The 14,431-nt window shown below is 62.2% G+C and carries 18 protein-coding genes and 1 pseudogene; 10 read left to right on the top strand and 9 right to left on the bottom strand.

Annotation, left to right across the window (positions count from 1 at the left end; translation table 11 throughout):
- The first annotated feature begins 627 nt into the window (after positions 1–627).
- Positions 628–819 carry a hypothetical protein gene (locus tag E2H86_RS15850; RefSeq protein ID WP_133329444.1) on the top strand — a complete coding sequence of 64 codons (192 nt, stop codon included), beginning with the start codon at positions 628–630 and terminating at the stop codon, positions 817–819.
- On the opposite strand, the gene E2H86_RS15845 is transcribed toward E2H86_RS15850, so the two are convergent.
- From E2H86_RS15845 to E2H86_RS15835, 3 genes are all read right to left on the bottom strand, one after another.
- Positions 806–1,108: a hypothetical protein gene (locus E2H86_RS15845; RefSeq protein WP_133329468.1), complete on the bottom strand. Its 303-nt coding sequence runs from the start codon at positions 1,106–1,108 to the stop codon at positions 806–808. The genes E2H86_RS15850 and E2H86_RS15845 overlap by 14 nt on opposite strands.
- A gap of 161 nt (positions 1,109–1,269) precedes the next feature.
- Positions 1,270–1,599, bottom strand: coding sequence for a hypothetical protein (locus E2H86_RS15840; protein WP_133329442.1), 330 nt, complete (start codon positions 1,597–1,599; stop codon positions 1,270–1,272).
- Between the two features lie 425 nt (positions 1,600–2,024).
- Positions 2,025–2,318 (bottom strand): hypothetical protein, encoded by a 294-nt coding sequence (locus tag E2H86_RS15835; RefSeq protein ID WP_133329440.1) that lies wholly within the window; start codon positions 2,316–2,318, stop codon positions 2,025–2,027.
- Positions 2,319–2,428: 110 nt separating this feature from the next.
- On the opposite strand from E2H86_RS15835, the gene E2H86_RS15830 reads away from it, so the two are divergent.
- Positions 2,429–3,091, top strand: coding sequence for an SOS response-associated peptidase (locus tag E2H86_RS15830; RefSeq protein WP_133329438.1), 663 nt, complete (start codon positions 2,429–2,431; stop codon positions 3,089–3,091).
- A 33-nt stretch (positions 3,092–3,124) separates the two neighbouring features.
- On the opposite strand, the gene E2H86_RS15825 is transcribed toward E2H86_RS15830, so the two are convergent.
- Positions 3,125–3,307, bottom strand: coding sequence for a hypothetical protein (locus E2H86_RS15825; RefSeq protein ID WP_133329436.1), 183 nt, complete (start codon positions 3,305–3,307; stop codon positions 3,125–3,127).
- Between the two features lie 28 nt (positions 3,308–3,335).
- Positions 3,336–3,533 (bottom strand): hypothetical protein, encoded by a 198-nt coding sequence (locus E2H86_RS15820; RefSeq protein ID WP_133329434.1) that lies wholly within the window; start codon positions 3,531–3,533, stop codon positions 3,336–3,338.
- 155 nt (positions 3,534–3,688) lie between these two features.
- Here E2H86_RS15820 and E2H86_RS15815 point away from each other — a divergent pair, with 155 nt between their 5' ends.
- The 3 genes from E2H86_RS15815 (at position 3,689) to E2H86_RS15805 (ending at position 7,080) form a co-directional block, all read left to right on the top strand.
- Positions 3,689–3,925 carry a hypothetical protein gene (locus tag E2H86_RS15815; protein ID WP_133329432.1) on the top strand — a complete coding sequence of 79 codons (237 nt, stop codon included), beginning with the start codon at positions 3,689–3,691 and terminating at the stop codon, positions 3,923–3,925.
- A 235-nt stretch (positions 3,926–4,160) separates the two neighbouring features.
- The gene (locus tag E2H86_RS15810; RefSeq protein WP_133329430.1) at positions 4,161–5,747 is read left to right on the top strand and encodes an ABC-F family ATPase; all 1,587 of its coding nucleotides are present in this window, start codon (positions 4,161–4,163) and stop codon (positions 5,745–5,747) included.
- A gap of 151 nt (positions 5,748–5,898) precedes the next feature.
- Positions 5,899–7,080 (top strand): MFS transporter, encoded by a 1,182-nt coding sequence (locus tag E2H86_RS15805; RefSeq protein WP_133329428.1) that lies wholly within the window; start codon positions 5,899–5,901, stop codon positions 7,078–7,080.
- On the opposite strand, the gene E2H86_RS15800 is transcribed toward E2H86_RS15805, so the two are convergent.
- Entirely contained in the window at positions 7,060–8,085 is a 1,026-nt protein-coding gene (locus E2H86_RS15800; RefSeq protein WP_133329426.1) for an alpha/beta hydrolase family protein, read from the bottom strand. The genes E2H86_RS15805 and E2H86_RS15800 overlap by 21 nt on opposite strands.
- Positions 8,086–8,199: 114 nt before the next feature.
- On the bottom strand, positions 8,200–8,811 hold the full coding sequence (locus E2H86_RS15795) for an FMN-dependent NADH-azoreductase (RefSeq protein WP_133329424.1): 612 nt from the start codon (positions 8,809–8,811) through the stop codon (positions 8,200–8,202).
- Positions 8,812–8,943: 132 nt separating this feature from the next.
- On the opposite strand from E2H86_RS15795, the gene E2H86_RS15790 reads away from it, so the two are divergent.
- Positions 8,944–9,846 carry a LysR substrate-binding domain-containing protein gene (locus E2H86_RS15790; RefSeq protein WP_133329422.1) on the top strand — a complete coding sequence of 301 codons (903 nt, stop codon included), beginning with the start codon at positions 8,944–8,946 and terminating at the stop codon, positions 9,844–9,846.
- Between the two features lie 10 nt (positions 9,847–9,856).
- Here the strand turns inward: E2H86_RS15790 and E2H86_RS15785 are convergent, their stop codons facing one another.
- Together E2H86_RS15785 and E2H86_RS15780 are read right to left on the bottom strand one after the other, a co-directional pair.
- Positions 9,857–10,303, bottom strand: a complete 447-nt coding sequence (locus E2H86_RS15785; RefSeq protein WP_133329420.1) for a DUF1294 domain-containing protein — start codon at positions 10,301–10,303, stop codon at positions 9,857–9,859.
- 2 nt (positions 10,304–10,305) lie between these two features.
- Positions 10,306–11,136, bottom strand: a complete 831-nt coding sequence (locus E2H86_RS15780; RefSeq protein WP_133329418.1) for an undecaprenyl-diphosphate phosphatase — start codon at positions 11,134–11,136, stop codon at positions 10,306–10,308.
- A gap of 294 nt (positions 11,137–11,430) precedes the next feature.
- Between E2H86_RS15780 and E2H86_RS26845 the strand changes: the two are divergent.
- The 4 genes and pseudogenes from E2H86_RS26845 to E2H86_RS15765 all read left to right on the top strand — a co-directional run.
- A pseudogene (locus tag E2H86_RS26845) lies at positions 11,431–12,198 on the top strand (cache domain-containing protein); the annotation flags it as partial.
- Positions 12,199–12,336: 138 nt separating this feature from the next.
- Positions 12,337–13,071, top strand: coding sequence for a methyl-accepting chemotaxis protein (locus tag E2H86_RS26840; protein WP_409977290.1), 735 nt, complete (start codon positions 12,337–12,339; stop codon positions 13,069–13,071).
- Between the two features lie 54 nt (positions 13,072–13,125).
- The gene (gene pnuC / locus E2H86_RS15770) at positions 13,126–13,698 is read left to right on the top strand and encodes a nicotinamide riboside transporter PnuC (RefSeq protein WP_133329416.1); all 573 of its coding nucleotides are present in this window, start codon (positions 13,126–13,128) and stop codon (positions 13,696–13,698) included.
- On the top strand, positions 13,695–14,255 hold the full coding sequence (locus tag E2H86_RS15765) for an AAA family ATPase (RefSeq protein ID WP_133329414.1): 561 nt from the start codon (positions 13,695–13,697) through the stop codon (positions 14,253–14,255). The genes pnuC and E2H86_RS15765 overlap by 4 nt, the downstream gene beginning before the upstream one ends.
- The last annotated feature ends 176 nt before the right edge of the window (positions 14,256–14,431 follow it).

Below are 14,431 nucleotides of genomic sequence, written 5' to 3'. Positions count from 1 at the left end.
TGCTCCTGCATCCGGCCCTCCGCTTCGCTACGGGTCCCCTCGCTACGGCGCCTTCCGGGCCCGCGCGGCCTACGACTTGCTACGCAAGTCTACATCTCGCGCCTTCGGCTACGCCGAAGGGTGCTGCGCACCTGGCCCTACAGACGCCTACGCTCGGCCTCCTGACGTCGCAAAGTTAGCGGCGGCGCCGCCACTGGCGTTATCTTCGAAAGACAGATCGCGAGATCCGCAACAACACAAAACGAAGGTAGAGGGAAAAGCGAGAGCGCAGCGATTCGCCTGCCGTTGCTCTGGCTTTTGATCTTGCTTTTGATCTACCCGCAAGCCGCCGGAGCGAGGGGACCCCGAAGCGCAGCGTAGGGGCCGTATGTGGGAGCAAGCGGTTTTGTGCAACTTTTTCCAAGAAAAAAGTTGCCCGCCGTAAAGGCGGAAGGGGCCAGTAGCGCCGCTACATCCCTCGGATCAACCACCCAATCACAGAGCCCAAACCCGCCCCCCACAAAGAACGAAAAAACTTGCCAATCTTCAGGAACGTTTTCCAATCCCGTATAACCAATAGGTCTTATCCCCCTCCCCAGCTTTAACCGGTACAAGGGGCAAGGACCAGAGTTCCAAGGAGTGGAAACCATGAGCGTCACGCTCAAATGCCTAGAATGCGATGCAGCCGACATCGTCAAACCAGATCGGCCGCACAAAAAGTCCATCGTCACCTGCCGCGCCTGCGGCGCAATCGCCGTCTATGCCGACGTGCTGGAAGCCACCGGCCAACGCCTGATGGCCGAACTCCAGCGCAAGCTCGCATCCCTCAGCGGAACTTGAGCTTGGCCACCCGGCTCAACGCCCAGCCCGCGAATACATAGAACGCGTCCAGGTAGAACAGACCCTCGTAGTTAGGCAAGGATTGCCCCTGCGCCAGCACCTCCGGCGTCGGTGGGAACAGGGCGTAGATGCCGTTGGGCAGTACCGCCAGTGCAAGCAACAGCAAGTAGGTGATCGTACGCAGCAGGGTCGAGCGGACAATCGAGCGGTCGGCCCACTTCAGACCGAAGTAAGCGATGACACCGGCGACAGGCAATACCCAGAAATGCGTCGGGATACCGATGAACATTTCAGCCACGATACTTCTGGTTTCCACTCGGAGACCTCCGCAAAAAGAGCTGGATTATCACGAGTGAGGCAGGCGAATGCAAAACTTGCCCCCATGGCGGTTCCGGACGCCCACGGGGCGCTCATCACGGATGCAGCCTCTCTCACGATCGCCGGCGCGTTTCAGTCAAGACATTCCCGCGCCGCCATGCGCAACTTGTTGGAGGACAAGAAGCTGCCTTTGTAGAAGGTCGCCCGGCTACCCTCGTGATACGCCACGACCTCCAGCACCTCATCGGAGGTGACCGAACTCGGTGCGGTGATGCGATAGCCGTGGGAAATTGACTTTTGCGTGGTCTGCGGGGCCAGCGCTTGCCATTTCGGCATTACGCAGGCAGCGTAAGCCTCTGGCGTCTTGTGCGTGATCTTACTGCCGGTCGGCTTTCCAGGCGTCGCACAGCCCGCAATGACGGCTATCAGAGTCGAGCAACTGAGAATACGAAATATAGGCATTTGAAATTGATCCATTTGAGCTGATGGATTCTATCAACTGCGGCAAAATCGCACTAACCCACCAAGGTAGAACGGTTCGGTCCAGTCGCGCTCAAGCACGGCTATTGAGCCCGATTCGACTGAGCACATAGAGCAGATATGCCGCCTGGCTTGTGAGAACAGCTGGCTCGACAGCTTCGCTGCGCTGTCTGTCGAGGGCGCCCCGCAAGCCCTCTGCTATGGCGCGACAAGCCGGATTGAAGTCGCCTCGCGCTTCATAAATACCGCATTCAGGGCAGTTGACCGAGCGGCCGGAGGGTCCCGTTCTTAGAAGCAACGCTTCGTTTCCACAAATGAAGCAGTCCATTGAGCCTCCTTCCAAGCACGTGGTTCGTTAACTAGGCATAGTCGACACCTGAGGCGCTTTCCAGCGCCCAGGCCGAACGTCACTGTGTCCTGCACCACCACGACTGCGCGTACAGCACGCCGTCGATTTCTTCCATGCCGGTAATGTTCATTCCACATTGGGCCATGCCCGTGACCCGCGCATCGAGCAGCCGCGGAATGATGTCAGGTCCGGGCGCAGGATTGTGTACCCAGGCCTGGGTAGCGATTCGGCCAAGTGCCTGGCTGTGATGGTCGCCGATATGAACATCCGCCCTCAGCGGCTGTATCTGGCCCAGATGCCCAGAGGGGATCGCCACACCTTTCACGCGGCGGCGGACAAGAAGGAAAAACATAGCGCACCATCGACACTGTATATAGATACAGCATTTCAGCACCCTATAGCGACAAAATCCACTACCACGCAGCGGACTATGCTTACTTTTTCTGGTGCGGGGACAGTGCGATGTGCGGGCGGCTGACGCAATACCGCGGTATCCATGATTTCGTCGAAACCCTGAGCATGCCCGACGCCTGGCGCAACCACGTCGGCGACGGACAGCTGGACAGGTTCAACGTGGCGCCGAGCACCCCCGTGGCGGTGCTGCGGGTCGATGACGCGGGCTTGCGGGCGGATATGGTGAAATGGGGGTGGCGCCCGCACTGGGCGACCGATCGTCCACCGCCAATCAATGCCCGAGTCGAGAAGGTCGCCCATGGTGCGTTTTTCCGGGCGATCTGGCCGCAACGGGCGATCACGCCGGTGGACGGCTGGTACGAATGGGTCGATGAAGGCGGCCCGAAAAAACAGCCCTATTACATCCGGCGCCGGGACGGTCGCCCTGCCCTGTGCGCCAGCATCGGCCAGTTTGCTGGAAACCAGCATGATGGCTTTGTGATCATCACTGCCGACGCGCTGGGAGGGATGGTCGATGTGCATGATCGGCGGCCGGTTGTTTTGTCAGCCGCGCTTGCCCGGGACTGGCTGTCCCCGCAAACGGCGAATGCACATGCAGAGCAACTGGCACTCAACCTGGGAGAACCGCCTGAAGCCTTCGCGTGGCATCGGGTTGGCATGGCCGTGGGCAATGTGAGGAACGAAGGGCCGCAGTTGATCGTACCGGTATGAGTCCGGACCATTGGCCAGGAAGTTTCCCGCATATCAGGTACGGCCTGCGAGCCTGCTCAAGCGCTTGCTCAGTCCAATGCAAATGTTCGGCAGCATGAGGATGACGAACATCCCCCAAAGCCCGACCTGCTCGGTGCAGTACAGCACCACGCCCAGGACGGTAATGACCAAAGTGGCCAGCCCAGGCAAAGTCACTATGCGCTGCTTGCTGCTCACACCCACTCCCCTCTATCGCAAGTCAATTTCACCATCTGCCTGCGAGGTAGAACGCGCCACCGGTGAAGCCGGTGACGAACAGCCCGCGCAACACATCCGTCAGAGTGCCATCGCCCACCAGGTAGGCCTCGATCTTGGCAGCCAGGAAAAATACCGCGAAGAACAGCGCGACCCCCATGATGCGTCGCTGCAATCTGAACCTGGCCTGGTCACTTCCGATCCACACTATCTCAACTCCTTTGAACGACGATCGCCCTGCCCCAAGAATGCCGTGCCAAGCAGATGCCGGCGCCAACGGCACGACGCTGAGCAGTTTGGCATTGGGGGCACGTAGAATACGGCTATGTTCACATCATGTCTGCAGCAATCGAGGAGCGCCTCATGAGCATCCGCAGCCTGGCGAAAAATCTTCCAGCAGATCCGAGCCGTGAAGGCTGGGTGCTCGGTTGGGGCGTGTTGCGAGACCGTCATCCCTGGCATTTCGTCGACGTCTACGCCGACCATAAGACCGCGAAAGCCGAGGCCGAGCGCCGTGGTGAAGGTTACGTGGTGGAGTACGGTTCGCACCGCCTGGGGTCGAATCAGTTCATCTGTGGGGTGGCACCACCTGAAGGCTGAATGCTTGCCCCCCTGCAACTGCCACCTCACCTATGCGACAATAGCCTCAATGTTCGGCCTCAACCCCCGCATTTATCGCCCAACAGCTCGGGCATAGCGTGCAGATGCTCTCATCGACTCATGCGCGCTGGACGAACTCGTCCAACGACTGGCAGGTGCTAGCTCAGCGCCAGATTGGTCCGAAATGGGTCCGCAGCTGCGACGAAGCCACGTAAGTTATTGATAGGTAAGCTCCTTGATCTCCACCGCCAACATCACCATGCAGTTCGGCTCCAAGCCGCTGTTCGAAAACGTCTCGGTCAAATTCAACAACGGCAACCGCTATGGCCTGATCGGTGCCAACGGCTGCGGCAAATCCACCTTCATGAAGATTCTCGGTGGCGACCTGGAGCCGTCCGGTGGCCAGGTCATGCTCGAGCCGAACACCCGCCTGGGTAAACTGCGCCAGGACCAGTTCGCCTACGAAGAATTCAGCGTCATCGACACGGTGATCATGGGCCACGGCCAGCTGTGGCAGGTCAAGGCCGAGCGCGACCGCATCTACTCGCTGCCGGAAATGACCGAAGAAGACGGCATGGCCGTCGCCGAGCTGGAAACCGAATTCGCCGAGATGGACGGCTATACCGCCGAATCCCGCGCCGGCGAACTGCTGCTGGGCCTGGGTATTCCGCTGGAACAGCATTTCGGCCCGATGAGCGAAGTCGCACCAGGCTGGAAACTGCGCGTGTTGCTGGCTCAGGCCCTGTTCTCGGATCCGGACGTACTGCTGCTCGACGAACCGACCAACCACCTGGACATCAACACCATTCGCTGGCTGGAAACCATCCTCACCGCGCGTAACAGCACCATGGTGATCATTTCCCACGACCGGCACTTCCTCAACAGTGTCTGCACCCACATGGCCGACCTGGACTATGGCGAGTTGCGGGTATTCCCAGGCAACTACGACGAGTACATGACCGCAGCTACCCAGGCGCGCGAGCAATTGCTGTCGGACAACGCCAAGAAGAAAGCGCAGATCGCCGAGCTGCAGACCTTCGTCAGCCGCTTCTCGGCCAACGCCTCCAAAGCCAAGCAGGCGACGTCGCGCGCCAAGCAGATCGACAAGATCCAGCTGGCCGAAGTCAAGCCGTCGAGCCGCGTGAGTCCGTTCATCCGCTTCGAGCAGACCAAGAAGCTGCACCGCCAGGCGGTCACCGTCGAGAAGATGGCCAAGGCCTTCGACGACAAGGTGCTGTTCAAGGACTTCAGCTTCACCATCGAAGCCGGCGAACGGGTGGCGATCATCGGCCCCAACGGCATCGGCAAGACCACCCTGCTGCGCACGCTGGTCGGCGAGCTGACCCCTGACAAGGGTGAAGTGAAGTGGACCGACAGTGCCGAAGTGGGCTACTACGCCCAGGACCACGCCCACGACTTCGAGGACGACGTGACCCTGTTCGACTGGATGGGCCAATGGACCAGCGGCGAACAGGTGATCCGCGGCACGCTCGGACGCATGCTGTTCTCCAACGATGAGATCCTCAAGTCGGTGAAGGTGATTTCCGGCGGTGAGCAAGGCCGCATGCTGTTCGGCAAGCTGATCCTGCAGAAACCGAACGTGCTGGTGATGGACGAGCCGACCAACCACCTGGACATGGAGTCGATCGAGGCGCTGAACCTGGCGCTGGAGAACTACCCAGGCACGCTGCTGTTCGTCAGCCACGACCGCGAGTTCGTGTCGTCGTTGGCTACCCGCATCATCGAGCTGACGGCCGATGGCGTGGTGGACTTCAGCGGTACCTACGACGATTACCTGCGTAGTCAGGGCGTGGTGGTCTAAGCCATCGACAGAGGACTGGGCACCTTCTGGTGCCTGGTCCGCCCTCCAGCAGGTGGGGCTACCGGTCGAATAATTCGTTAGCCTGCTTTCATTTATCCTTCGCAACAGCCATGATGGGGTCACGCCCAACCGCCCGCCCGCGAACGAGCCCATGACTGCGCAAGAACCTGCCCCCAGCAACACCTTCGGCATCACCCTGCAGATCCTCTCGATCGTCTTCTACACCTTCATTGCATTTCTCTGCATCGGCCTGCCGATCGCTGTGCTGCCCAGCTATGTTCATGACCAGTTGGGCTTCGGCGCGATCGTCGCCGGGCTGACCATCGGCCTGCAATACCTGGCCACGCTGACCAGCCGCCCCTTCGCCGGACGCGTGGCCGACACGCTCGGCGGCAAGCGCGCGATCAGCTATGGACTGCTGGGCATCGCTGGCTGCGGTGTGTTGACGCTGCTGTCGGCCTGGACCGTGTCCAGCCCACTGCTCAGCCTCGTGCTGCTGCTGATCGGGCGTGTGCTGCTCGGCGTGGCTCAAGGCCTGATCGGCGTCGCCACGCTGAGCTGGGGCATCAACCAGGTCGGCGCCGAGCACACGGCTCGGGTGATTTCCTGGAACGGCATCGCCTCTTACGGCGCCATCGCCATCGGTGCCCCCGTGGGGGTGTTGGCAGTGGAGTACTTGAGCTTTGCCGTGCTCGGGCCGGCGTTGCTGGTGATGGCAGTACTGGCGTTGTTGGTGCTGCGTAGACGGGAGGACGTGGTGATCACCCGGGGCGAGCGCTTGCCGTTCTGGTCGGCCTTCGGTCGCGTGGCACCTTGCGGGCTGGGCCTGACCCTGGCCTCCATCGGCTACGGCACGCTGACCACCTTCGTCACCCTCTACTACCTGCAACGTGGCTGGCAGGGGGCGGCGTTGTGCCTGAGCGCATTCGGCGTGTGCTTCATCATCTCGCGACTGTTGTTCGTCAACGCGGTCAACCGTTTCGGTGGCTACAACGTGGCTATCGCCTGCATGGCTACCGAGGTAGTCGGTCTGAGCCTGCTGTGGTTGGCTCCGGCGCCCGCCTGGGCGCTGGTAGGCGCGGGTTTGACCGGTTTCGGTCTGTCGCTGGTGTACCCGGCGCTAGGGGTGGAAGCGATCAAGCAGGTCCCCGCCAGCAGTCGGGGGGCGGGTCTGGGCGCCTATGCCGTGTTCTTCGACATGGCGTTGGCGATCGCCGGTCCGGTGATGGGGGCAGTGGCCGTGCACCTGGGCTATGCCTCGATCTTCGGGGTCGCTGCCCTGCTGTCGCTGGCCGGCGTTGGGCTCTGCCTGCTACTTGCCCGCCGCCGCTGAGCGCTCAGCCATCGCCGGCGCGCCTAGGGTTTGGCTGAAGAACGCTGCGGTGTCCTGCTGCAAGGTATGATGGATATGCCGACGGTCGACGCCCTCGGCGTCCTTGCACAGAGCCGGCATGCGCGCTTGTTGCTCGGCATCGCAGCGGGCCATGAACACGAAGTGCCCGGCTCCTGCTAACAAGCGATAGTCCGGTGTGATCGGCAGCTTTCGCGCCAACGCCTCGGCGTTGCGATCCACCGCCACCAACTGGTCGCGATCTCCGCTGTAGATCAATGCCGGGACCTGCACCCCGGCCAAGGCCTGTCGGCCGAACAGCAGGCTCAATGGCGCCATCAACATCACCGCCCCTACCCGAGGGTCGGCCTGCGGGGCCAGCTCGTTGCGGTCGGCAATCAGGACCCCGTGAGTCTTGCAGGCATCGTGGTCCTCCGGTCGTTCCAGGCAATACCGGCGCAGACGCTCGAGGTCGGGCTGGGCACCGGACAGAATCAGTGCCGTTTCGCCACCAGCGGAATAGCCGATCACCCCGACCTTGCCAGCGGACAGGTGGGGGCCGAGCACCGTATCGTCACGCGCAGCGCTGATCGCCGCGCTGATCTGCAAGGGACGTCCATAGAGGTTGCTCAAGGTCCCCAGGCGGCTGGGATCGCGGGCATTGTCGCCGGGATGGACCACGGCCACCACGACGAACCCAGCACGCGCCAGCGAGGTCGCCAGGTAGTGCAAGGCCAGCGGGCTACCGGTGTTGCCATGAGACAGCACCAGCAGGGGAAATTGCCCCATCGCAACCGGCGCTTCCTCGGCTACCTGCAGCCGGTAACCGTCGATGCGTTGCTCGTGGGTGCGGCCGTTGGCTGGATAGAACGCCAACGCCTGCATGGGCCGAGCGTCGACCGGGTCGGTCAGGGTCATGTGATGCAGGCCGGCCACCAAGGGCGTTGCCTGGACGTGGCCGAGCAGGCCGCAGAGCATCAGTGCCAGCAAAGGACGGGGGATGTTCATCGGCTGCTGTCGCCGCGAGAAGGAATCGGCCCAGCATAAGCCGGGCTCAGGCGCAGAAGGATGAAAACTGGATGAAAGGACAGGGACGCGTGCAGCGCCCTGTCCAAGCGCTCATCAGGCCGCGGCGAACAGTTCGTTGGCGATCTGCGCCTGGGCGTCGTCGATAGCCTTGCTGCGCTGTTCCGGGCCGTAGGCCAGGCCATGGGCGCGAACCACTTCGAGGTCGGTGATACCGATGAAGCCGAGGAACACCTTGAGGAAGTCTTCATGGCCGACACCGGTCGGCTGGCCTGCGTGCAGGCCACCGGCGGTCGAGACGAGCACCACCTTCTTGTCCCCGCACAGACCTTCGGGACCGGCTTCGGTGTAACGGAAGGTCTTGCCGGCAACGGCGACGCGATCGATCCAGGCCTTGAGCTGAGTCGGCACGCTGAAGTTGTACATCGGCGCACCGATCACCACGGCGTCGGCGGCGAGGAACTCTTCCAGGGTTTCGGCGCTGAGCTTGGCCTCGAAGGCCTGGGCGGCATCACGCACGTCTTCCGGAGTGCCGGCAGCTACCAACGTGGCGGCAGAGAAGTGAGCGATGGCATCGGCGGCCAGGTCGCGGTAAACCACTTCGACGCTGGGGTCTGCGGCTTTCCAGGCCTCGACCACTTCACGGCTGAGCTGGCGAGAGGCGGAATTGTCGCCGAGGATGCTCGAATCGATATGCAACAGTTTCATGGGGCTCTCCTGTGAGTGAAGACCGCGGCGGTGGCGATCACGATGGAGAGAATCCTAACCAACCGGCTAATAGCTGAAAAGACCGTAAAAATGCGTTAGTTTGTCCCACGTATAGGACAGTGGACAAAAAATGTGCAAGACCTTAATGACTTATTCTATTTTGCCCGCGTCGTGGAAGCCGGTGGTTTCGCCGCCGCCGGGCGCCAGCTCGGCATCCCCAAATCGCGGCTGTCCCGGCGCATCGCCGAGCTCGAGGAACGCCTGGGTACCCGCTTGCTGCAACGCACCACGCGCCAACTGAAGCTCACCGCAGTGGGTGAACGCTACCTGCACCACTGTCAGGCCATGCTGATGGAGGCCGAAGCCGCCGACGAGGTAGTGGCCAGCATGAGCAGCGAACCGCGGGGGCGCTTGCGGGTATCGTGCCCCGTAGCGCTGGCACATGCCTTTTTGCCCGAGGTGATCAGCCGCTTTCTGGAACAGTACCCGTTGGTGCAACTGGACATGGTCCTGCTCAACCGCCGCGTCGACCTGATTTCCGAAGGTATCGACGTCGCACTACGAGTGCGCAATCTTGGCGAGGAAGATCCGACTCTGGTCACCCGACGCCTGCGTCAGGCGCAAATGCAACTGGTGGCCGCACCGGGTTTCGCCGACCATATCCGAGACCCGGCCGAACTGGCGTCGCTGCCGGTGTTGGGTGCTGTCGAGGCCGATCGCCTTGTGCATCTGCGACTGCTCGGCCCCCAAGGCCGCCAGCAGGAAATCGCCCTGGAACCGCGTCTGGCCATCGATGATTTCGTCGTACGCAACGCCGCTGTGCGCGCCGGCTTGGGCTTTACGGCCCTGCCAAGCATGTTCTGTGAAGAAGAGCTCGAGCGCGGCGAGCTGGTACGTTTGCTCCCGGAATGGTCGCTGCCGGGCGGCTACCTGCAGGCGGTATATCCGCACCGGCGTGGCTTGTTGCCCGCGGTGCGGGCCTGGATCGACCACCTGGCGGCTTCGTTCGAGGCCTGTGCAGAGCGCTATGTCTGAACTGCTGTAGTCAGCCGAAGCTGCCGAACAGTTGCTGCCACGGCAGCCGCCCGCCAAGCCACAGGAAATCCAGCCAGAACACCTGGTGTGCCAGGACGATGCCCCAGAACACCAGCTGGTAGGAGAGCTTGCGGGTCTTGTGCCGGAACAGCTGCTGGGCCACCAGCGCACCCGGCCAACCGCCGAGCAGTTCGCTGGCGTGCAGGATCTTTTCCGGCGTGCGCCAGGCCTGGCTGCGTGCCTGGTGCTTGTCCTGCCAGTACAGCAACACGGTCACCAGGCTCGCCAATGGATACACTGCCAACGACACCCAGCCCTGCCCCGACAGGCCCATGCGCGTTGCGCCCAGCAAGGGCAGCAGGCACAGCGCGACCAACACCAGCAGTTTCAGGCGCGCATTGCGCACGCCCTCTTCGCGCCCACTGGCGCGCCGCCGAGGCGCTTGTTCGCGAGCCATGGTCAGCCGTTCGCCGTTGACCAATCGACCCAGCCGAACTGCCAGGTGGCCAGGATCAACAAACCGAAGACGATGCGGTACCAGGCGAACGCGGCATAGCTATGGTTGGCGATGAACTTCAGCAGGGCCCGCACGGCGATCATGGCGAAGATGAACGAGGTCACGAAGCCCACGGCGAATACCGGCAAATCGCTGGGTTGGAACAGGTCGCGGTACTTGTAGCCCGAATACACCGCTGCACCGACCATGGTGGGCATGGCCAGGAAGAACGAGAACTCCGTGGCAGCCTTGCGCGACAGACCGAAGAGCAAGCCGCCGATGATGGTCGACCCCGAGCGCGAAGTGCCAGGAATCATTGCCACGCATTGCACGAAGCCGATCTTCAGGGCGTGACTCCAACGCATCTCATCGACATGATCGACCTCGATGCGGTGCTCGCGCCGCTCCGCCCAGAGCATGATGAAACCGCCCACAACCAGGGCCAAAGCCACGGTAATGGGGTTGAACAGGTATTCGTGGATCAGGTCGGCGAACAGCACTCCCAGTACCACTGCCGGCATGAACGCCAGCAGCAGGTTAGCGGTGAAGCGGCGCGCAGTCGGCTGGCTGGTCAGACCGAAGACTACATCGAGGATCTTGCGGCGGAATTCCCAGACCACCGCGAGAATCGCTCCGAGCTGGATGATGATGTTGAAGGCCATGGCCCGCTCGCCACCGAAGCCGATCAGATCGGCGACGATGATCTGGTGACCGGTGCTTGAAATGGGCAGGAATTCCGTCAGTCCTTCGACCACGCCCAAGATGATTGCCTGAAAGGCACTCCAAAAATCCATCCACTCCCCCGTTGGAGCGCTGCCTTCATGGGCAGGCCCCTCGTTCTTGATTTACTTGTATGCCACGCATGGCCCTGCGGTTTTTACAGCGACAGGTGGGACAAATGCCAGCAGAAAAGTTCATCCCACCTAAAGGTTTCATCTGACGCGGCCGAGATCCTATCAGAGCGCCTCTGCCAAGGCTTGTCGCGGTAAAGCATAGCGCTCACTGATGGCAGTTAGCCATTGGTCGAGTGTGGCACGACGCCCGGACATGCTTGGATAGACCTGAATAAAAAGAACAATCAGGGAGTAATGATGATGAAGGCATTGAGGTCGATGTCGATCAGCCGCCGCTTGTGGCTGATTCTGCTGGTGGCGGTGGTGATGGTGGTGGCTCTGGGGCTGTTGATGTTGCGCCAGATCCATGGCGATCTCTACCAGGCCAAGGCCGAGAAAACCCGCCATGTGGTACAGACCGCCGCCGGCGTGCTGGCCTACTACCAGGGATTGGAAGCGGCCGGCAGCTTGAGCCGTGAGGCCGCCCAGAGCCAGGCACTGCAGGCCGTGCGGGGGCTGCGTTATGACAAGGACGACTACTTCTGGATCAACGATCTGGGGCCGAAGATGATCATGCATCCGGCCAACCCCAAACTCGATGGCAAGGACCTGTCGGCCATCCGTGACCCCGACGGCTTCGCCGTGTTCAACGAGATGGTCGCTCTCGCCCGCAGCCAGGGCGAAGGTCCGGTGAACTACCGCTGGCCCAAGCCCGGAGCCGCCGACCCGGTCGCCAAGACCTCGTACATCCAGCTGTTCAAGCCCTGGGGCTGGATCATTGGCTCGGGGGTCTACGTCGACGACGTCCAGGCTGAATTCAATCGCCAGCTGCGCGACAGTCTACTGCTGGGGCTGGGTATCGTCCTGCTGATGGCACTGGTGGTCATGATGATCGCCCGCAGCATCGCCCAGCCGTTGCAGCAGGCCGTACAAGCCATGGGCAACATCGCCAGTGGCGAAAGCGACCTGACCCGACGCCTGGATACCCATGGCCGGGACGAGCTCAGCCACCTCGGCGAGCATTTCAATCAGTTCAACGGCAAGCTTCAGGGCGTGGTCGGCCAGTTGCAGCGCACCGCCCATGCCCTCGCCCAATCCGCAGGTCAAGTGGGCGACAACGCCGGCGCTACCCGAGCGCACAGCAGTCAGCAGTCGCTGCAGATGGATCAGGTTGCCACGGCCGTCAACGAAGTCACCTACGCCGTACAGGACGTGGCCAAGACCGCCGAACAAGCCGCTGGGGAAATGCACGCCGCGCAGCAACAAGTGGAACATGGCCAGCAGGCGATCCACGGCAGCCTGCAGCAGATCGATCGACTGTCGGCCACCATCGAGCAAGCCGTACAGGTCATCCGCGATTTGGCCGGGCATAGCACGCGCATTGGCGGCGTACTGGAGGTCATTCGCTCCATCGCCGAGCAGACCAACCTGCTGGCGCTCAACGCCGCTATCGAAGCGGCACGTGCCGGCGATCAGGGCCGCGGCTTTGCCGTGGTCGCCGACGAAGTTCGCCTGCTGGCCCAGCGCACCGCCCAATCGACCGCCGAAATCCACACCATGATCGAGCACCTGCAAGGGCAGTCCGATGCGGCGGTACGGGCCATCGACACCAGCAGCGAGGCCTCGCGCCAGACCGTCGAACAGGCCCGCGAGGCGGGTTCCAGTCTGGATGCCATCAGCCAGGCGCTGCACAATCTGACCGCACTCAACGCGTCGATCGCCAGTGCCACCTTGCAGCAGTCCCATGTGGTCGAGGAAATCAACCGCAATGTGCTCGACACGGCCGGGCTGTCGCAGCAGACCGCCGATGCCGCACGACACTCCAGTGAGGCCGGGACCGCCCTGGCACAATTGAGCGAACAACTGGAACAATTGCTCAGGCAGTTCCGCGTGTAATGCCAGCGGCCGGCAGGTTACAATCACGCCCTTTTCCCTACCGAAGGAGCGCTGATGTCCGGCCTCGAACTGATCGCCGCCGTGCTCGGCGTGAGCGCCGTCTGGCTGACGGTCAAACAGAACGCCTGGTGCTGGCCGATCGGCCTGGTCATGGTGCTGATCTATGGCTGGCTGTTCTTCGAGGTGAAGCTGTATTCGGGCATGTTGCTGCAACTGGCATATGCCGTGCTGACGCTTTACGGCTGGTGGCAGTGGAAACGTCCGGATCGGGTCGAGGACGCGCGCCGAGTCTCGCGCCTGGGTAGGTCGACCTTGCTCGCCGGGCTCGCCGCAGGCGTGCTGATGAGCCTGGCGCTGGGCGCTGGCATGGCGAACTGGACCGACGCTGCGCTGCCCTGGCTGGATGCGACCCTGACCGGCTTCAGCCTGGTGGCGCAGTTGTGGATGGCGCAGAAGCGCCTGCAATGCTGGCCGCTGTGGGTGGTGGTGGATGTGGCGTATGTTGGCCAGTACCTGCACCAAGGCATGTATTTCACCGCCGGTTTTTTCGCCGTGCTCACTGTGATCGCCGTACGCGGCTGGCTGGAATGGCGCCGTGATCCGGCGTTGGCCCAGGTGGCGCCATGAAGGTCGTCGTACTATGCGGACCGGAATCCAGCGGCAAGAGCTGGCTCAGCGGCCTGATTCAGGCGCGATTCGGCGGAGTGGTGGTGTCCGAGTACGTGCGACATTTCATCGACCACGAGTGCCGAGACACCTGTTATGCCGATATCCCGGTCATTGCCCAGGGGCAATTGGCCTGGGAAGATCAGGCTCGTCGGCAAGCCCCGGAATTGCTGATCCTCGATACCCACCTGCTGAGCAACATGCTCTGGAGCCGCGCCCTGTTCGACGACTGCCCGGCCTGGCTCGAGCAGGCGCTGCTCGCGCGGCGCTACGACCTGCACCTGTTGCTCAGCCCCGAGGGCGTCGACTGGGTCGCCGATGGCCAGCGCAGCCAGCCGGAGCTGCGCGACCGCCTGGCGTTCTTCGACGACTCCCTCGCCTGGCTGGAAGAACATCGACAACCCCTGCAGGTCATCGGCGGTGACTGGTCAGCCCGTGAAAGCGCCGCGCTCAATGCAGTGCAGCAGTTGCTGGAGAAAAACGGCCCCATCCGCTCACTGGGTGTTAATTCGGCGTAACACCACCCCGGGGCCTTTCCCCCGTATTTGCGGGCTTTGCTCCAGTTTCGGGGGCAGTGAAAAATTCGTGAAACACCCTTACCCAACATCGCTCAGACAACGTACTAGCTGGGCCAAGCCGTGATTCTCCGAATAACTTGTGTCAGCCTTGAAACAGCCAGCTCCCTACCCGCCCT

The organism is Pseudomonas putida (genome assembly GCF_004357765.1).
Taxonomy (GTDB): domain Bacteria; phylum Pseudomonadota; class Gammaproteobacteria; order Pseudomonadales; family Pseudomonadaceae; genus Aquipseudomonas; species Aquipseudomonas putida_U.
Note: the sequence above shows the minus strand (reverse complement) of the source record. Positions and strands in the feature narration are given on the sequence as shown.